13 protein-coding genes are annotated in these 19,419 nt (G+C 49.7%); 1 reads left to right on the forward strand and 12 read right to left on the reverse strand.

What is annotated here, in order from left to right; translation table 11 throughout:
• Position 1 precedes the first annotated feature (1 nt).
• From H9Q77_RS13675 to H9Q77_RS13705, 7 genes are all read right to left on the reverse strand, one after another.
• Entirely contained in the window at positions 2 to 1,540 is a 1,539-nt protein-coding gene (locus H9Q77_RS13675; protein ID WP_118547737.1) for a DUF6056 family protein, read from the reverse strand.
• An 89-nt stretch (positions 1,541 to 1,629) separates the two neighbouring features.
• Positions 1,630 to 2,634: an ABC transporter permease gene (locus tag H9Q77_RS13680; RefSeq protein WP_249325893.1), complete on the reverse strand. Its 1,005-nt coding sequence runs from the start codon at positions 2,632 to 2,634 to the stop codon at positions 1,630 to 1,632.
• On the reverse strand, positions 2,609 to 3,193 hold the full coding sequence (rfbC, locus tag H9Q77_RS13685; protein ID WP_022152783.1) for a dTDP-4-dehydrorhamnose 3,5-epimerase: 585 nt from the start codon (positions 3,191 to 3,193) through the stop codon (positions 2,609 to 2,611). Before rfbC ends, H9Q77_RS13680 begins: the two co-directional genes overlap by 26 nt.
• A 27-nt stretch (positions 3,194 to 3,220) precedes the next feature.
• A complete protein-coding gene (locus H9Q77_RS13690; protein ID WP_249325895.1) occupies positions 3,221 to 4,519 on the reverse strand; it encodes a glycoside hydrolase family 25 protein in 1,299 nt (432 codons plus the stop codon).
• A complete protein-coding gene (rfbA, locus tag H9Q77_RS13695; RefSeq protein ID WP_118550102.1) occupies positions 4,509 to 5,378 on the reverse strand; it encodes a glucose-1-phosphate thymidylyltransferase RfbA in 870 nt (289 codons plus the stop codon). Before rfbA ends, H9Q77_RS13690 begins: the two co-directional genes overlap by 11 nt.
• Positions 5,379 to 5,456: 78 nt before the next feature.
• Positions 5,457 to 6,542, reverse strand: coding sequence for a dTDP-glucose 4,6-dehydratase (gene rfbB, locus H9Q77_RS13700; RefSeq protein ID WP_118550103.1), 1,086 nt, complete (start codon positions 6,540 to 6,542; stop codon positions 5,457 to 5,459).
• Positions 6,543 to 6,821: 279 nt separating this feature from the next.
• The gene (locus tag H9Q77_RS13705) at positions 6,822 to 10,130 is read right to left on the reverse strand and encodes a GH25 family lysozyme (protein WP_249325896.1); all 3,309 of its coding nucleotides are present in this window, start codon (positions 10,128 to 10,130) and stop codon (positions 6,822 to 6,824) included.
• Positions 10,131 to 10,346: 216 nt separating this feature from the next.
• Here H9Q77_RS13705 and H9Q77_RS13710 point away from each other — a divergent pair, with 216 nt between their 5' ends.
• Entirely contained in the window at positions 10,347 to 11,510 is a 1,164-nt protein-coding gene (locus H9Q77_RS13710; protein WP_249325898.1) for an SGNH/GDSL hydrolase family protein, read from the forward strand.
• A 952-nt stretch (positions 11,511 to 12,462) separates the two neighbouring features.
• On the opposite strand, the gene H9Q77_RS13715 is transcribed toward H9Q77_RS13710, so the two are convergent.
• From H9Q77_RS13715 to H9Q77_RS13735, 5 genes are all read right to left on the reverse strand, one after another.
• Positions 12,463 to 13,227: a hypothetical protein gene (locus tag H9Q77_RS13715; protein ID WP_249325899.1), complete on the reverse strand. Its 765-nt coding sequence runs from the start codon at positions 13,225 to 13,227 to the stop codon at positions 12,463 to 12,465.
• A 24-nt stretch (positions 13,228 to 13,251) separates the two neighbouring features.
• Positions 13,252 to 14,319 carry a DUF6077 domain-containing protein gene (locus tag H9Q77_RS13720; RefSeq protein ID WP_249325901.1) on the reverse strand — a complete coding sequence of 356 codons (1,068 nt, stop codon included), beginning with the start codon at positions 14,317 to 14,319 and terminating at the stop codon, positions 13,252 to 13,254.
• Positions 14,320 to 14,375: 56 nt separating this feature from the next.
• Complete coding sequence (locus H9Q77_RS13725) at positions 14,376 to 16,199, reverse strand: hypothetical protein (RefSeq protein ID WP_249325903.1); 1,824 nt, start codon at positions 16,197 to 16,199, stop codon at positions 14,376 to 14,378.
• 65 nt (positions 16,200 to 16,264) lie between these two features.
• Positions 16,265 to 18,040, reverse strand: a complete 1,776-nt coding sequence (locus H9Q77_RS13730; protein WP_249325904.1) for a DUF6044 family protein — start codon at positions 18,038 to 18,040, stop codon at positions 16,265 to 16,267.
• Positions 18,040 to 19,419 (reverse strand): hypothetical protein, encoded by a 1,380-nt coding sequence (locus H9Q77_RS13735; protein ID WP_249325906.1) that lies wholly within the window; start codon positions 19,417 to 19,419, stop codon positions 18,040 to 18,042. The genes H9Q77_RS13730 and H9Q77_RS13735 overlap by 1 nt, the downstream gene beginning before the upstream one ends.

A 19,419-nucleotide genomic window follows, 5' to 3' on the forward strand; every position in this document is an offset into this window, starting at 1 on the left:
CTTAATCCTTTTCTTTCAGTGTTACACTGTCTTTATGGTACCACATGGCCAGAGAACGGTTGGCCTCATTGTCCGCATCCTCGGAGATTTCTCCCATGCACAAAAACCACGGGCGGAACTGATAGGCCGGCAGCTGCACATCTTTTTCCGGTCCGGACAGAATTGCCACCCGTTCCAGATATTCCTGATGAAAATTATAAGCCTCCCCGGTGTGTACATAATAATACGCTCCATAGGACGAATAATGTCCCGCCTGATTGGGAGATGCCCGGAAGATCACAAGGCATGCCACACCGATCAGCACATAAAACCACCAGGCTGCTGCATCGCTTCGTATGGCCCACTTCTGTATCGTCAATTGCCCGGTTGTCTGCTCCGCTCTTTTCTCCAGTAACTGTCGCAGCCACCCGATCCAGTAGATCTCATTCAGAAATAAAAGCAGCAGATAGGTGATTTTTACCGCATTCAACGTTCTGGACAGCCCGGCATGCCCCAGGGAATAAAGACTCGGTGTATATCCTGTAGCATACAGACAGAAGGACCATACCAAGACAATTCCGGGATAACGAAACCGGTAATCCGTCCCCTTCACCGCCTGCCAGATCATGGGTACCAGCAATAGCATCACCGTCAGTACTACCAGACCGGTATACTCTGGAATGTGTTTCACGGCTTCCAAAAATGATCTGCCGATGGACTCTAACGGTCCATAGCCCCAACCGATATAGCTCTGTGCCCGCACAGAGTTGCCGGGAGCTGCCACATTCATGCCGAAACCTATGATATATACCGCGATAGCCGGCAACAGCCATAAGCCCTTCTTGCGGTGTTCCCACACCACACTCACTGCCAGAATCGTCAGAACACACCATAATCCCTGCAGGGCTGTAACAAAATTGCTCCCCGCCGTAATCATGGCAAGCAGAACCGATGCTGTGAATAACAGGCCTTTTGCAGTTCTCCCCTTTGCTCTCTCCAGACAGATGGACACAGACAAAAACAAAAGTCCGAAGCCATGCATTCCCACGTAGTGGATCCCGCCGTTATACCAGTAGAAGCCGCTCTGCGCGGAATAGATAAACATAAATTGTGCTGTGGTGATCACCGCCTGGATCGCCAGGCTGATCCATTTCTCCATTCCGAAGACTTTCCGCAGGATCACGTGGGTAAACACCATGCTTCCCGCCAAAAGCAGTAACAGAATGAACACCGATCCTAAGAAGTAATACTGTTCTCCCCAGACAGCCGGCATCAGTGTCATGAAAAAAATAGAAGAATACGTTCCCTGCCATGCATACCACTGGGTTCTGGAGCAGTCCAGTGCGCCGGAGATCGCCGCCCATTTCGACTGCTCCTGCTCCATGGCAGCTCTGGCAAATCTTCCAAAGTTATAGTCGTCATAATAAGGAACCGCATAAATCGTCAGTCGAAACAGTGGGATCAGTGCTAACAACAGCAGTCCGCAACAGCCCACTGCCAGCAGTACCCTGCCCGGCTTCCATAACAATATTTTTCTTAACTTTTCAAGAGCACCCTTCAATTACTTTCACCCTTTCTGTTTCCCCCACAACAGTTCCGTAATGCAGTACCCCGTTCCTTGAGCTCTCGGAATTGTAACAATCCATCGTACTATAGCACATCTGCGAAATGCACTTTCAGTCTCTTAAAGATCACAGCACCCAGTCCGAACAATACCACCGTCACGATCCAGAAATACATCGTGGAAAAGAAATCCCGGAAAAACCATTCTTTCTCGTAGATCGCACTGCGGTAGCCATTCACGATATAGACCAGCGGATTCAGCTTCAGGATCATGATCCACTCCGGAGACAGCGCGTCCAGATTCCATAAGATCGGAGTGGCCCACATGCCGATCTGCAATCCGATGCTGATGATCTGGGACAGATCCCGGAAAAACACCACTACCGCACACGTGGTGTAGCTGAGTGCCAGCACAAATATAAACAGGCAAAAACTGTAATAAATGATCTGTGTAGTGTAGATTGTGGGGTAATAGCCGTAAATAGCCGCCACGATCAACAGGAGACACACGAAAAATACATGGATAAAAGTAGCCGCAATAATCTTGATGATCGGCAGGATGCTGATCTTAAATACTACTTTTTTCACCAGATAGTTGTACTCTAAGAGTGCATTGGTGCCGTTGTTCAGTGCCTCACTGAAGTAGAACCAGGGCACCAGTCCCGCTGTCAGGAAAAGTACAAAAGGCACTTCCACGCCCTCCCGCAGGGGTGTGCTGGTATTTCCCATGATCTTGTCGAAGACGATGTAATACATCGCCACGGTTACCACCGGCTGCGCCATCGCCCAGACCGCGCCCAGGTAAGAACCCGCATATCTCTTTTTAAAATCGTTTTTCGCCAGCTTCCAGATCAGATGTCTATTCTGGAATAACTCTACCGGCAGTCCGGTAAATTTATCGTACCAGCGGATAAACGCAAAGCATGCCGCCGCAATGACAACGCAGGAGATGATCTTTTTCGCCAGCTCCTGACTCTGATCCACAGCAGGTCCCGGATTCTTATGGAACACGATGAGCAGAGCCATGATCACTGCCGCTGTCACGAACAGGGCAATGCCTGTTTTCTTACTGATTTTCACACTTTTTTTCATGCTCTTTTTCCTTCATGTACTGTTCCAGAGTGCCCCACTTGGTATCCTTCTCGGATAATGTCAGTTCCATACCTTCGGGGATGGGCCATTCCACACCGATATCCGGCGTGTTATATGCAATACCGCCCTCATCATCCGGATGATAAAAATCGGTACATTTGTAGCAGAACTCTGCGTAATCGGACAGTACCAGAAATCCATGCGCGAAATTTTTCGGAATAAAGAACTGCTTCTTGTTCTCCTCAGACAAAAGTACACCATACCACTGCCCGAAAGTCTTGGAGCCTTCCCGCAGATCCACAGCCACATCATAGACTTCTCCGCGGATCACACGTACCAGCTTGTCCTGCGGAAAATGCTTCTGAAAATGAAGTCCTCTGAGAACTCCTTTTTTAGAAGCAGACTGATTATCCTGTACAAACACTTCCGGGATTCCCGCTGCTTTAAGATCATTGTAATTATAAGTCTCCATGAAATACCCTCTGGCATCACCGAATACCGTGGGGGTAATGATCTTCAATCCTTCGATTTCACATGTTTCTACTGTTATCTTGCCCATTTATTTCATCCTCACTCTTTATTATTTTCATTCATAGGTGATATTTATATCGACTCTGCCTTCGATACCGTCCACTTTTCCCTTGGAGGTATACTGCCAGGTCTTGTAATATCCCTGATATAACGGCACACTGCGGTACTCCGCAAGCCAGATATGATAATTCTCCAGTCTGGCGGTCTGCAGATTATTGTTGTACCAGTTGCGGCTGGCATAGACGCCTGCTGTATATCCGGCATTTTCTACCGTCCGGCAAAAAGCCTCACATACCAGGGTTCTGGTCTCCGCATCCAGTCCGTCCGCCCGGCCGTTTCCTCCGGCACCCTCCGTATCAATAAATACAGGATAGCTCAGTTGGAAATCACGGATCAGCTCCAGCACGGCAGAAGCCTCTTCCACCGCCTCTTTCTCATCTGTAGCCTGGGTAAAAAAGTACACGCCCACCGGAATCCCAGCGGCTGTTGCACCTTTCATGTTGGCGACAAACTGTGGATCCTCCACCAGACTTCCCGTAACCGAACCGCGGTAGCCCGCACGAACGATGGCAAACTGCACTCCGGCATTTTTTACCTTATCCCAGTCGATGGTATCGTTCCACTTGGACACATCGATGCCGACCTTCGCATTGCCGGATGTGGTCTGCAGCTTTTGGATCTCCGTCTTGTCTGCATCCGCCAGAGCACCTGCCACAGCACTGTCCTCGGCATCCGCATCGACTTCATCCTCTGTCTTGATCAACAGAGAAATATCATCAATGGCCAGATATTCCACTTTTTCTTTTACATGCACTTTGGTCTCGGTGATGGGAACTTTATATCCTTCGATGGGTAACAGTTCCATATAATAATCGCCGGAATCCAGATCAGCAATGTAGATCACGCCGTCCTGATCCAGATCCTTGTAATCTCCCAGACCGTCCACCCGGACATAGAAACTCTCTCCGGTCACCGGTACACCTTCATTGTCAACGATCTGGATACGCAGATCCTTTTCCACGGAAGTCGCCACCAGTGACAGGCGGTGGCTGTTATCTTTCGCCGCCTCCAGGATCGGATTCACATCCGGATCAAAAAACGTATTATCTTTTAAAAAGGCTTTCAGGTCGTTGCCGATCCTGCCATCCGCTTCCGCGGTGTCCGTCTCCCCGGTGCCTTCCGGCACGGGATCCACTGCTTCGCCGTCACCTGCATTCTGTGCTCCGGACACCTCCGTGTTCTGGCCGGATGTGGGGGACAGTTGTTCCCTGTTCACATACATTACCGCCAGTGCCACCAGCAGGATCACCGCCATGGAGGCCAGAATCGCCATTTTCCGCAGCTTAGAGTCCATTTGCTACCTCTACCAGATATTTACCGTAATTCGTCTTCAGCAGCGGCTCTGCCAGTGCCAGCAGCTGCTCTTTATCAATAAATCCACGTTTGAAAGCGATCTCCTCGATACAGGAAATATACAATCCCTGTCTCTTCTGGAACGCTGCCACGAAATCTGCCGCATCCAGAAGTGCATCGTGATTGCCGGTATCCAGCCATGCGAATCCACGACCCAGAGTCTCTACCTGCAGGGTTCCTCTGTTCAGGTACTCGTTATTAATACTGGTGATCTCGATCTCACCTCTTGCGGAAGGCTTTACGTTCTTCGCGATCTCCACTACATCGTTATCATAGAAATACAGTCCGGGAACTGCATAATTGCTCTTGGGATGCTCCGGCTTCTCCTCGATGGAAAGTGCCTTGCCGTTCTCATCGAACTCCACTACGCCGTATTCTCTGGGATCGCGCACATAATAACCGAAGATGGTCGCGCCTTTTTCTCTGGCGGCTACTTTACGAAGCACTGCCGAAAAGCTCTGCCCGTAGAAAATATTATCTCCCAGTACCAGTGCCACTCTGTCGTTACCGATGAATTCCGCTCCGATGATAAAAGCATCCGCGAGGCCACGGGGTTTGTCCTGCACCGCATACTCGAGACGCATGCCCAACTGACTGCCGTCTCCCAATAACTCTTTGAATACCGGAAGATCTCTCGGGGTGGAAATGATCAGCACCTCTCTGATATCTGCCAGCATCAGGGTTGACAGGGGATAATAGATCATCGGTTTATCGTACACCGGCATGATCTGCTTGGATATTGCTTTTGTCAGGGGATAAAGTCTGGTTCCGGAACCTCCCGCCAGTATAATTCCTTTCATAAAAACCTCCTTAAAATACTTGTTTTTTAACACACCGAATGGGAACGACGTTCATCGTTCCCATTTAGCAGATATTCTTTACTTTTCCTCATACATTTCATTGTAGTATTTCTGGTAATCGCCACTGGTCACATTGTTCATCCAGTCTTCATGCTCGAAGTACCAGGCGATGGTCTTGCGGATGCCTTCCTTGAACATGGTCTCGGGATACCAGCCGATCTCTGCCTTGATCTTGTCCGGCGCGATCGCATATCTTCTGTCATGTCCCTTACGGTCTTCCACGTAAGTGATCAGATCGTTGTTGATATGTGCCTTGCGGGGATCGGAATCGGGAAGCATCTCCTGTAAGGTCTCGATGATAATATGGATGATCTCGATGTTCTGCTTCTCGTTGTGTCCGCCGATATTGTAAGTCTGGAACAGTCTTCCCTGCTCCTGTACCATGTCGATGGCCTTCGCATGATCCTCTACATACAGCCAGTCGCGGACATTTTTGCCGTCTCCGTATACCGGAAGCTTCTTGCCGTGAAGGGCATTGTTGATGATCAGAGGGATCAGCTTCTCGGGGAACTGGAAAGGACCGTAATTGTTGGAGCAGTTGGTGATATTGGCAGGGAAATGATAGGTATCCATGTATGCCTTCACCAGCATGTCCGAGCTTGCCTTACTTGCGGAGTAAGGACTGTGGGGATCGTAAGGCGTGGTCTCATAGAAGAAAGCATTGTCATCATCGGGAAGAGATCCGTAGACCTCATCCGTAGATACATGCAGGAACTTTTTGCCAGCCTTGAAGCTGCCGTCTGGAAGCTCCCAGGCTGCCTTGGCACAGTTTAACATCACTGCGGTACCCAGCACGTTGGTCTGTACGAAGATCTCCGGGTTACGGATACTTCTGTCTACATGGCTTTCGGCTGCGAAATGTACCACGCGGTCAATATCGTTCTCCGCGAAAATTTTGCCGATGGCTTCCTTGTCGCAGATATTTGCCTTCACGAAAGTGTAATTGTCACGCTTCTCCACATCCTTGAGATTCTCCAGGTTTCCCGCATAGGTCAGGGCATCCACATTAATGATACGGATCTCGTTATCGTATTTTTTGAACATGTAATGAATGTAGTTGGAACCGATAAAACCGGCACCGCCTGTTACCAGATAAGTTCTCATTTTCTCTCCGTTCTGCGCAGGTGTGCGCATTATGCTATAGATAGTGATATTCTACCATAAAATGGGGTGGATAGCAACACGGGCTATCGTCCTGCCTGCGAGCAGTCTCACTGACTGTTCATTGTAAATATCAACACGGCTTCTCCGCACTTCGTGCTCTCGAATCCGTAACACACATTCGCATTCCGGACTATCGTCCTACTTGCTCATGTGTGTTTGATTTGCTAATAAAGCACCAGACCTGCCTGCAAGCAGTCGGTCTGGGCTTTATTGCAAATCTTAATATCCCAGGTAGCTGATATTTAAATCGACTTTGCCGCTGATACCGCTGACTTTTCCGTCGGATCTGTACTGCCACAGATCATATCTGCCGGTATAGGTCGGGGTCTTGGCATACTGTGCCAGCCAGATCTTGTAACCGCTCAGAGCACCTGCATCCATCTTGGATGTCAGCCATGTCTTGTTGGCATAGACACCGGGAGTATATCCCGCATTCTTGATCGTGTTGCAGAATGCCTTGCAGACTGCGGTTCTGGTAGCGGAATCGATGGCATCGCCTCTTCCGCCGCTGCCTTCCACATCCAGGAATACCGGATAAGAAATCTTATATCCGCTGATGCGGTCCAGTACCATGGATGCTTCCTGTACTGCTTCTACCTCATCCACTGCCTGTGTGAAGAAGTATACACCTACCTTAAGACCAGCTGCCGTAGCTCCCTTGATATTGGTCTTGAACTTGGGATCCTCGATCAATGCTCCCTGAGATGATCCACGGTATCCCACACGAATGATCACATAATTCACTCCGGAATTCTTAACCGCATTCCAATCAATGCTGCCGTTCCACTTGGACACATCAATGCCCATAGTACCTGATCCCACTACCAGGGAACCGTCACTTGCGAAGTTATATTTTGCACCTTGGATGACCTGCTCACCGGTCACTTTGCTGCCGTCTGCCTTGAAGAAATATACCTTACCGTCTAACGTCTGCCAACCGGTATATCTGGCCTCCTCCATGAGGAAAAACTTTGTGGCAGTGTAATAATCCGCATAAGCTGCCGCCCGGTATTGATTGTCACCGATGGATACATACAGCTGTCTGCCGCTGGTATCCTTTAACGGTGTTTTGGTATCCTCTCTGGGATTCACATCGCCCGCTACCGTAACTGTAAAGGTGGCTTTTGCTTCCGCGCTGCCCTCCTTATATGTGACAGTGATGGTTGCGGTTCCTTTTTTCACACCGGTAACGGTGATCGTTTTGCCACTTACAGCTACCGTGGCAATATTCTTATCTCCGGAATCTGCCGTTATGGTTCCGCTTCCGCTGACAGAGGCTGTTACAGCAGCCGTAGATTTCGGATAAACGGTTACAGCTGTCTTATCCAAAGTGATCTTGATTCCATCTGTGACCTTCACTGCCAGATCCAGTGTCTTAGTCTCAGCCCCCATCGTTACAGCGACTGTGATCTTTGCGTCACCAGCCGCTACACCTTTCACTGTGATCTTACCGTTTGCATCTACCGTCGCAGTGGCTGCTTTATCATTGGAATTTGCAGTGATCTTATAAGTTGCACCTGTGAAATTCGTAACTTTAACCTGCGCTGTTGCTTCTTTTCTTGCTTCTACGTTCAGGGATGCCGGTTCCAAAACAGCGGTCGGCTTTTGGACTTCCGTAACGGTAACTTCCCAGGTATAGGTCTTCTGTGTGCTTCCTACCTGTGCATATGCTATAGGAAGGCTGCCGCCTCCCACGGACTGCGCAGCCGCCTGCGACTCACCTGAGGAGCCACCTTCCCCTGTTCCTCCTGTAGGTGTACCGGGCGTTTCTGCCGGAGCCGGTGTTGTCGGGGTCGTCTCCGGTGTTGTTGGGGTCGTCTCCGGTGTTATTGGGGTTGTCTCCGGTGTCGGTGTAGGTGTAGGCGTCGGTGTAGGTGTAGGCGTCGGCGTAGGTGTAGGAGTCGGTGTAGCACTGCCAGCCTCCGTATACGTACAAGTGATCGTTACAGGTCCACCTGCCTTCACGCCGGTAACCACACCATTATTTACACTGGCCACCGCCGCATTATCGCTGCTCCAGCTAACAACCGTGGCTCCTGCCGGCGGATTCAGCTGCTTGGTCTCTCCTACCTTGATACTTATCTGTTCATTTGCTATGCGCAGGAATCTTCCGCTGTAAGCCGTCTGTTTTTCCGGATTTACCACGGTATCCTTTGTTACCTCTCTATAAGTAGGAGGTAATTTCTTACTTTCTACCCACTGCACGGTATCTTCCAGAATAGACTCCACCACAGTATCATTTTTCATGGTGTCCTCTTTTGCCGCATTGACCTGGGATTCCTTCTTGATCTCGTTTGCCACATCGACCTTTTTATAAGCGATATCCTTTCTGACTTCTACCTTCTGGGTACCGGTAGGCAGTGTGTAATCCTTATATTTTTCATCGGTCAGGGTATTTACCGCTACCGTATAGTTGCCGGGGGTAATGCCCTTCTTGTAGATAATACCGTCCATATCATCATCGGTCCAGGTATCAGATTTACCTTTGGGATCCGTGATCGTCACGCTGAAAGGTACATTGGAGATCAGTTTACCGCTCTTTTTATTGGTAAATTTGATCTTTAGATCCTTCTGCACGGAGACCAGTTCCAGTTCAACGGTACCACCGTTGGTATACTCGGCCTCATCATATTCTTTCTGTTCCTCATTCTCATCATCGACTGCATTGGCTGCTGCGATCTTCGCAAGCTTTGCATCTGCCACTGCCAGCATACCCTGCTCACCGATCATCTGGATGCCGTCCAGCTGGCTGCCCACACTGACGAACTCCGATACCTGATGATCCACCATACGTGCGCTGGCATATACACTGCCTGTCACAATGGCCAAGATCAGCACTGCCACACCGGTTGCCGTCATAATGCGGTCCATGGTGCTCATGTTCAGGAATTTGGTCCAGATAGCAGCTATTTTATTGCCACCCTGCTTTTTACTCTTTTTCCGTTTACCGCCACGAGCAGGTGCCATATCATCGTCGGCATAGTACTCTTCATCGTCGGCGTAATATTCTTCGCTGTCCTCGTCTCCGGTGTACTCCTCATCGTCGGCATAGTACTCTCCGCCGTCCTCTTCTCCGATATACTCCTCGTCGGTGTACTCCTCGTCGTCGGCATAGTACTCTCCGCCGTCCTCTTCTCCGGTGTACTCCTCATCGTCGGCATAGTACTCTTCGCCGTCCTCTTCTCCGGTGTACTCCTCGTCGTCGGCATAGTACTCTTCGCCGTCCTCTTCTCCGGTGTACTCCTCGTCGGTGTACTCCTCATCGTCGGCGTAGTACTCTCCGCCGTCCTCTTCTCCGGTGTACTCCTCATCGTCGGCGTAGTACTCTTCGCCGTCCTGCTGCTCTTCATCGGTGTACTCCTCGTCGTCGGCATAGTACTCTTCGCCGTCCTGCTCTTCATCGGTGTACTCCTCGTCGTCGGCATAGTACTCTTCGCCGTCCTGCTCTTCATCCCAATCGTAACCATCCTGTACGTCTTCTTCCCAGTTACGGTCCGGACGTTTTGTATGGTTAAATAATTTTTTCATTTTATCTATCCCTTCTGCTCATAATTCTTCAATGTACTTCAGTGTAACAATTCCGTAACATTATAACATTCTATTTCCGCCGCTTCAAGCTGTTCGTCCATTTCTTCAGAATTTCTTAAATCTTTCTAATATTGTGGACTTTCTTTCCGTATAATAGTAAAATCAGAATAACTCTTTTTACCACTTAAAAACAGATACTTGAAACGGAGAGATGGAATGAAACGAGACGAACACGTGAATGACATACCTGATATTGAGATTGTAGACCTGGAAAATGAAACTGTGCAAGACACAGATTTTGGAAAATCCGATATTTCCGATGATTTCGAGGGAAATCCGGATGATGAATATGAAGAAAATGACCGGGAAGAGGAGGAAGAGGAACATCCCGCTCCTAAGGGTATCCGGCGTTTTCTGAATCTTCATGTCCTTTTTGCCCTGGTATTGCTTGTGGTGGTAGGCCTGCTGGGTTATCGCATTACGCATTGGGGACAGCGGGTAAGCCAGTCAGATATTTTCAAGGATGGACAGGGATCCTATGATGACAGCTGGGATTCTATCCTCCCCCTGACCGATGAGAACGGTAAAATGATAGTAAACGATGCTTCTAATATTGTCGTGTTCGGAAATGCACCCTTTGCCGATGACCGCGGTTCTTCCGACAATCTGGCCAACCTGATTGCCAAGGAGACCGGTGCTACCGTATACAACTGTTCCATCAGCGGAAGTTATCTGGCCGCGCAACACACCAATTTTGATTCCACCCTTGCCCCTATGGATGCTTACTGTCTGTATTGGCTGGTGAATCTGGCCGCCGGAGTTCCCCTGGACGGCTATTACAATGATGCTGCAGAAGCTTTGGGTGACAAGACTCCACCCGAAGCGGAAGAAGTCGTAAACACTCTGAAAACCCTGGATTTCAACACCATTGATACCGTGGCGATCATGTATGATGCCACCGATTATCTGATGGGAAATGCTATGTATAATGATGACAATCCTACGGATCCTACGCAGTTCACCGGCAATCTGGAGGCAAGCCTCGAAGTCCTGCAGCGTCTGTATCCGCAGATCCGTATTATTGTAATGTCTCCTACTTACGCATATGCAATAGATGAGGATGGCAATTATGTAAGTTCCGATATCTATATTTATAACGGTCGCGATGTTTTATCCACTTATGTGATCAAAGAATGTTATTCCTCCAACCTTCACAGTGTTTCCTTCATGGATAACCTGTACGGAAGCATCACAGAAGACAACGCCAAGGAATACCTGACCGATAACCTGCATCTGAACGTAAAAGGACGAAAGCTCATTGCCAAACGTTTTGAGTACTTCCTGAACTACTATTCCAAGGGTTACGCTTCACAGGAATAATAAATAGAATCGATGATTGCATACTTCTGCCACCCGGATGACTTTGCTGTCTTTTCCGGGTGGTATTTTTTTGCTTTGATGTTCCGGTCTTTACTGCCTGAAATCAGTTTTATGCTGCTGAAGCAGTAAAGTCCTATGTAGGAGCAGTATTGTAATTGCATTGTTAACGCAGGCTTGCCACCGGCTAGACGAACTCCTCCTGTGCCCTTCTTCTGCCTCAACGTGGGCACAGGTGACAGGAGCAAGCTAATCTGTACCCTTCTTCTGCCTCAACGTGGGCACAGGTGACAGGAGCAAGCTAATCTGTACCCTTCTTCTGCCTCAACGTGGGCACAGGTGACAGGAGCAAGCTAATCTGTACCCTTCTTCTGCCTCAGCGTAAATAGTTTATGGGTATGAGTTACTTATTTTGTTGCTGATACCCACGTTAGGGAAAGTTTGAGGGTATGCGAAGCTTGTTTGGCTTCTGATACCCACGCTGTGAAAAGTTTATGGGTATGCGAAGCTTATTCTATCGCAGATACCCACACTGAGAAAAGTTTGAGGGTATGCGAAGCTTGTTTGGCTTCTGATACCCACGCTGTGGAAAGTTTGAGGGTATGCGAAGCTTATTCTATCTCAGATACCCAAATCGTGAAAAACGAAGGTATAACACGAAAGCTTTATATTCCAAAACGCAGAATTCCCGGAGTATGCGGTGACATGTCGAAGATGTTTGTCGGAGGATGTTGATATTTTCTAGAAAAGTGCTGAAAGACAGGGGGAAAGCGGACACGATGTCCGCGTCAGCCGATTGTCGACATGGATGTCGACTGTAGGCGGCCCCGTCATGACGAGAACCACTCATCACTTTTCGTAGAAAATTCACATCCGGAGACCTTACATCGAGACATGTGTATCGCATGCTCCGGGAGTTCGTGGATTTTGCCAATGTATTTCACTAACTCTCAATTTATTTCATAAAGTAATACAGATCCACGGTAGCATCTTTATAGATGACGTATCCGTGCATTCTCCCGAACTCTTCATATTCCAGGTCTTCCAGTTTCCCGACCAGTGTCTTCGTCTCCGGCAGGATAATATACGCACATTGCTCTTCGCGGGCCAGTGTCGCCAGTTCGCTGACATCTATGGTCTCCTGCTCCATGACATCGTAGAGATCGTTCTGTACCGTCCACTTGCTTACGACAATATTGCGGCCATAAGGCATACACACCAGATTGCTGTACTGGCGGACATACTGTAAAAGCTCCCCGGGGAACACTGCCATGACCTCCCGTCCCGGGACTTCAATGGCATCACAGATATCCACTACACTCTGGGGTACATGATAGACATTCTCTGCTTTTTGAAAATAGGGATTGCGGTAGATCAGGCTTCCGGACAGCATAAACAGGATCAGTGCGGCCGTTATCCCCACATATTTCAGATATCCCCTCAGCTTTCCACAGAGACTGACCGCAGTGAATGCAACAACCGGTGTCACCGGCAGAAGCCACAGAATCCGGTAATAAATTTCTCCATCCGCCAGTCCGGATATGATCTTCGCAACCACCGGATTGAAGAAGACCAGCAACAATACCAACGGTACATAGACAAACAGGATGCGGATATATTTTCTCTTCTCTGTCACCCACAGATATAACAGGCTCACCAGGAACCAGATCATGATCAGTCCCGTTCCCATATATTCCTGAAACAGCTTCAACGCTTCCATTTCCATCCTCCCTCGTATAATATCTTATCCCAGCAGCAGATACATTCCCGCATAGATCACACAGGGAATGCAACAGGCGGCGAGGGGCAGCAATAACCGAAATCTCTTATAGCAGACAGCTCCGCAGATCCCGGCCACTCCCATCAGCATACAGGCCAGCAACGCTCCCATGGTACTTGCCAGACAACAGGAAATCATCACCGCTCCCAACAGCATCCAGAATCCGACTGTGATCTTTTTCTCCTCCTGCAGTCTGCGGAACAGCCAAAGCAGCAGGAAGAAGATCATCGGGATCAAAATACTTCCCAAAGCCGCCTTTCCCTGTCTGCTTCTTGCGATCATGAAATTCTCCACGGTATAAAAGGAATAATCGCCGAACATTACCAGCACTTCCGTGCAGATCAGAAATAACGGAACCGATTGCCCGGAAAACAGGATCCTGCTTCCCAGCAGATAAAATACGCCATATGTCATAGAGATCAGTACCACCGGCAGCAATGTTTTGGCCACCACTACCGTGGAGATCCCGGTCATCCGCGCCAGCCATGCGATCCAGATGGGAAAAGGTGCCAGTCCGTGCCGCACATCCAGTTCGGTATTCATGCCAGTATAAGGAATCTTCTGGTACATTTTCCCGGATTCCTGTGCCGCCGTGGAGATCGCCACATAATAAGCATCATCGCCGTCCCCATATACCATCACGACCGCCAGCACCAGCTGTATCAATAATAGCACAGCAAAAATCACCCAGAGCAGAACCTCTGTCTTCTCTGACTTCGCTGCCTTCTCCTGCCGCACCGGACGCAGTCCCCGGGGATTCCGGAACCAAAATACCGTTGCCAGTACAAGTAATACCAGAAGGTATACCGAATATCCGATCATAACATGCCGAAATCGCCCCTCCAAAAGGATCACCGGAACGCAGATCACCTGAAATCCGGCCCAGAGTAACATCTGCCCGCTTATCCACAGGAATACTGCATTTTTATGAGATTTATCCACAGCTGCGAAACAGTGGCCCACCCACATGGGAAGTGCCAGCGTCAGTACCGCCAGCCATATCAGACGAACTACGATCATTTTTATATTCATTCCTTTCGCTTCATTCAGGCTCAAAACGTCATGAACATATTTCTCATTTCCAAGCTTTACTCTCGTTTTACGTTTTCAGATGTTTTTACAAACAAATAGATCTTATCGCCGTGTACCCCTTCGGAAAGTAATACTTCCTCCGGTTCCAGACCGTATTTTTCCTGCATTACGGAGATCACCGAGCTCTCTTCCACTCCGGCTTTGATCAGTACCGCAACTCGGTCCAGGGACTGTACTGACGCTACATCCTTACGATCCGCCAGTTCCTCTGCCGTCACTAACAGAGTGCTGTCATAATGCATGAATTCCGGAAGATTCTCATAATATCCGACTCCCGCATAAACACAGATACAGGGAAGAAGCGCATATTCCTCCGCCAATTGTTCCTGCTGTCCGTATCCCCGATAGAGATATTCCCCATCATAGCCGGCCAGCCGCAGTCCCTGCACCGCCACGATCCATACGATCAGGCAGATTCCCGTTGCCCGTTCTGTCCATCCGCATACCTCCGAAAGCTTCTTGCCCAGGTAACACAATAACAGTGCCAGTAATAACGCAGCCAGCGGAAACAACGGCATCACATAACGGTCCACAAGATAAGGTGACATTCTGGATGCCAGCAGAAAATAACCGATCACCGGTACGATCAGCAGACTCAGGATTCCCGCATTCGATCCCTCATTCGGTCCCACATTCTGTCCTGCCTTCTCAGCCCCGTCCCTGCGATATTCCCGATATTCCTGATATTTATGCCAGCCTGCGGTCACCGCCAGAACCACTCCTGCGAGACATGCCGCAGCAAGTAACGGCCCACCTACCGTCCGGTCGGCCACAATGTTACCAAAGCTTAGAAGTCTCGCCCCGTAACCGGAGAACCCGGAAGCCAGATTATCCAGCGCCTCGGTGCCTCTTCCGCTGGAAAATACATCCGCTACCGCAAAAGGAAACAGCAAAAGACCGATCACTGCCGCCAGGATCATTGAACGGATATAGATCCACAGTTCTCTCGTTCTCTTACCGCACAGCAGTCCGGCTGCCGTAACCGCTGCCAGAAGGATACAATAAAACAGGAAAAAATACTGTGTTAAAAATCCCAGTACCGTAACAGCGATCAGGCCTTTATTTTTCCGGTCGAATCCATGATCCTTCCACTTCTCCACATGCACAGAAAGCAGCGCCACACACAGACAGGACAACAGTCCGTACATCCGGATCAGCAGTACCGTTGCCAGTGCTCCCGTACTGAATCCATACAGCAGCACTGCCAGAATTCCCAGCTGTCTGCCCCTTTCCCGCATGAAAAAAATATCCGCAAGCTGTCTGCCCAGTCGCAGTAACAGCCACAACGTGATGCCCAGGCAGACCAGGTTGATGAAACATCCCAGCCACGGTGACAGCGTCCCACCGAACAGGGAACTCATGGTATGCAGCAGCATAAAATGTACCGGCGGATGATTGTCATCTTTCACATTAAAATAAACCGACAGATAATCAAAGGCATCGTCACCGTCCACGGTCACATAATCCCGGAACTGCTCCGCCGAGATCCATACCGGTTCCTCATAGACATCCGCTTTATACGACAGAAGCTTACTGTTCCCCCGGTTCTGAAGCACATCCTTTACCGTGTCCGTCAGATTAGACACCGTCTCCGGGAAACTATCTCCCTGAATTTCCTCCCTCACGAACTTCGCCAGCCGTCCCTCCGGCTGTGTGGGTACGATCCAGGGATTGTATCTGGCATTGGCCAGCTCAAAGCTTAAAAGTTCATCCATGTGGTAGCCCTCTTTCAGACTGATGCCCACGCACATGATCCCCAGACATAAGATAACTGCCAGAAGCTCCGGCAGGATTTTTTTCCATCTGCTGCTTTCCATCATACTAATCTCCATTCCACAGACGATTCCTTTCGTCGGAGGAATCGCGAATCCATTTTGTCGCCGGACTATTTTTCCATGATCCGATAGAGATAGATGCGGTAATAACTGTCCTCTGTCTCAAACGCTTCCTCTCTCACCGGTTCCAGTCCCGTATTCTCGCTATGATCGATATACGCTGCCGACAGCAGATAAATGCCTCCCAGCTCTCTCAGGCGTTCCGTGTCGATCTCATAGTTCTGAAAATAGAATCCACCCTTTTGAATCGTATAATATCCGGGGCATTCCGCACTGAACAGATAACAGCGGTTCCCCCAGTGGTCGAAATTATCCTCAAGGTACTCGCTCTTGGCAAGCTCCGGCGCTATGATCTTACGGAAACAGTGTTTATATTCCAGGGAATAATTATTGGAATATCCGTCCAGGCAGTAAAATCCATGATATAATGCCGCCGCCGGATCGATCCCTAAGCTGACCACTCTGTAATCCTCCGGCCGCTCCCCGAAATTATCATAAATATATTCCTGCACCTGATCCAGTACATCTACGGCATAATAATCCCGGAAGCTCATGGCTCCGTACTCCCGGTTCACTGTCTTTTGCAGATTCGGTTTCAGATTGCTCTGAAGGAGAATTTCTTCCGCTGTCGTCACGGTGAGAATCATTGTAACTGTGAACAGGATCACATTCCTCACGCACCGTTTCTCGCAGAGCTGCCGCAGCAGCAGCAAAAGGCAGCATCCCAGAGCAAAATACCATAGGCATGGGCTCAGCCACAAAACACGGTTGGCCTGAAATCCCTTCAACGCTCCCCAGCCGGAGCGCAGGCTCACACCGATCCCGCTGTCCCACAGTGCAGCCGCCGTTGCTATAAATACAATACATCCGCAGGAGATTGCCAGCGAGCGGAAAATTCTTTTACTGTCAACGGCCCTTCTTCGGATCACGGCGATCACCGTAAATACCGCTATGAGCAGGATCCACCCGTGATAATCCACACTGTGTTGTCCGCCCTGTAACAGGTTCGTCTTCCATTGTTCCCAAAAAGATACCGCGGTCAGCGTATACTCCGCCTTATGTGAAACCGTGCTCTCTCCCACGCCGAAGATCTGCAAAAACAGAGCACCGTTCTCCAACAGATAAGTGAGAAGCAGTAAAATCCATGCGATCCCCTGTGCTGCCGAATACTTTCTGCGCAGCGCCGCAATGATCTCCCATACGGCCCAGATCCCCAGTACGGCAAATCCAGACAGTACCAGAGAAGAATTTACACCGAAAAATACTACATAGGCATAATACAGCAGCCGGTCGCGAATAGATCTGTCCCGTTCCCACAGCCGCAACACACAATACAGGAGCATCGGCAGTCCGTATTGCGACAATCCGTACACCGGCAAAAAGGGCAGATAGGCATACATACAACCTACCATCATCGCCAGGAAACCTACCGTTCCTTTTCTCCCGCTTAATATTTCAGAATCTTCCGCTGCCCACCAAAGCAGGAGGAACATTCCGACATATCCGACAAAGCTCCCGGCCACCTGCATGCAGGCAAGCGCCGTCTCCGCAGGCAGCAGACAGTATAACAATACGCAGGCCGGTGCCGGCATGGTAAGAGCGGTCCTCGCCGCGCCGTTCATAAATTCCGGCAAAATACCACTGCCGTCCCACAGGTGTCTCGCCTGCAGCAGATAAGCGATCACTTCTCCATCCAGCTGATCGTGATACACAAATATAGCATCTTTCCCCAGTATCAGATAAGGGATTCCCATTGCCAGCACCGCCAGTGCTCCCAAAAGGAACCAGACATTTTCCGGTTTTTTCATTTTCCTGCGTTCTGTCATCATTCCTCCTGTGTCAGACAATGATATGCCACCGAGATCATTCCCACCAGCCATAACATTCCGGGGAGCAGTCCGTTTTTATAATCCCAGCATCCCGCATCCTGCATGGTGTACCATACTGCCATGCCAAGCGCCGTTATGCCACACATACACACGACCTCCCACCGGATACGCTTTTTCCCGGCCAGTGCGCCGAGCAGTGCCGCAATACTCCCCAGCAGGAACCACACACTGCTGTATTTCAGCAGGAAATTGGTCAGCTGCAGGGTTCCGGTCATCATCAGATCCACATTTCTGGCAGAAAAAGAATCATACCCCCGGCCGTCCAGCAACAGCTGCAGCATCACGGGTGGCATGACATATCCCGCCATGTCCCATGCGATCTGGTGTATATTATCGGAAAAATAAGCCTTGAGATGATAAACAGCGTACTTACGGAACAGCTGCTGTGCCCCGCTGACGCCAAGTGCCTCTTCCGCCTTTTTCTGCAGATCCGTCGGCATCGTTCCCGCATACCGCCCGGACTGCTGTATTTCCTCCCAGCTGTACAGACTGCGCAATTCCTCCGGCCAGGTGTCGTATTCTTTTTCCACCCGCATATGGGACCAGGTAAATCTGCGCATCATTGCCGCACTCACCGTATTCTCCGCCTTGCCGTAACTGCCGGGCGTCTGCCACAGAGATACCGCCGTGAATAAAATCCCCGCGACTGCCGCCAGCAGCACCAGTTCTCCCAGCACTCTCTGTTTTCCCAGCTGTCTGCCGCGGATCAGATGCAGAACCCATACCACCGCAAGCGGCACCAGTCCAAGCCACAGGTTCTCCACGACAAACACTGTGCCAAGCGCCCACCAGACTCCGGCCGTAAACATCTGTCGGAGAGGGAATTTTACTGGATCGCCATCCGCATCCTGACGCAGGATCCCCATAAGCACCGACAATTCTAGCAGCAGGAAAGAAAATCCCGGAGAATTCGGCAGCACCGCCACATGACACTGCAGGGCAAACGGGCAAGTCAGAAGTCCGAGACTTCCCCACACCAGCCACACTTTCTTCGTCATGCCACAGGATCTTAAAAATACGACGCCACTGTAAAATGCGAACAAGATCTGCACCATGTACACAAAAAAAGGATAAGGGATAGAACTTATGGATTCTATCCCTTTTGCGAGCATCAGAAAAAGAGGGTATCCGATCCCCATATAATCATCACATACAAGAGTATCCGCCGCTCTCAGCCACAGATAACTGTCCCCGAACTCCGGGAAAATGCCAAAAGCTCTGATCATCCAACAGATCCCCAGTACGATCTGTACCGAAATCCCTATGAACAGAAATCTGCCTGCGATCTGCGCAAGCGCCCTGCGTGCTTTCTGCAT

This window comes from Simiaoa sunii (assembly GCF_014337175.1).
GTDB classification, from domain to species: Bacteria; Bacillota; Clostridia; order Lachnospirales; family Lachnospiraceae; genus Acetatifactor; species Acetatifactor intestinalis.

Coding starts and splice junctions, on each gene's coding strand:
- H9Q77_RS13680 (WP_249325893.1), bottom strand. CDS start 2,634: ATGAAAAAAAGTGTGAAAATCAGTAAGAAAACAGGCATTGCCCTGTTC.
- rfbC (WP_022152783.1), bottom strand. CDS start 3,193: ATGGGCAAGATAACAGTAGAAACATGTGAAATCGAAGGATTGAAGATC.
- H9Q77_RS13690 (WP_249325895.1), bottom strand. CDS start 4,519: ATGGACTCTAAGCTGCGGAAAATGGCGATTCTGGCCTCCATGGCGGTG.
- rfbA (WP_118550102.1), bottom strand. CDS start 5,378: ATGAAAGGAATTATACTGGCGGGAGGTTCCGGAACCAGACTTTATCCC.
- rfbB (WP_118550103.1), bottom strand. CDS start 6,542: ATGAGAACTTATCTGGTAACAGGCGGTGCCGGTTTTATCGGTTCCAAC.
- H9Q77_RS13705 (WP_249325896.1), bottom strand. CDS start 10,130: ATGAAAAAATTATTTAACCATACAAAACGTCCGGACCGTAACTGGGAA.
- H9Q77_RS13710 (WP_249325898.1), top strand. CDS start 10,347: ATGAAACGAGACGAACACGTGAATGACATACCTGATATTGAGATTGTA.
- H9Q77_RS13715 (WP_249325899.1), bottom strand. CDS start 13,227: ATGGAAGCGTTGAAGCTGTTTCAGGAATATATGGGAACGGGACTGATC.
- H9Q77_RS13720 (WP_249325901.1), bottom strand. CDS start 14,319: ATGAATATAAAAATGATCGTAGTTCGTCTGATATGGCTGGCGGTACTG.
- H9Q77_RS13725 (WP_249325903.1), bottom strand. CDS start 16,199: ATGATGGAAAGCAGCAGATGGAAAAAAATCCTGCCGGAGCTTCTGGCA.
- H9Q77_RS13730 (WP_249325904.1), bottom strand. CDS start 18,040: ATGACAGAACGCAGGAAAATGAAAAAACCGGAAAATGTCTGGTTCCTT.
- H9Q77_RS13735 (WP_249325906.1), bottom strand. CDS start 19,419: ATGCAGAAAGCACGCAGGGCGCTTGCGCAGATCGCAGGCAGATTTCTG.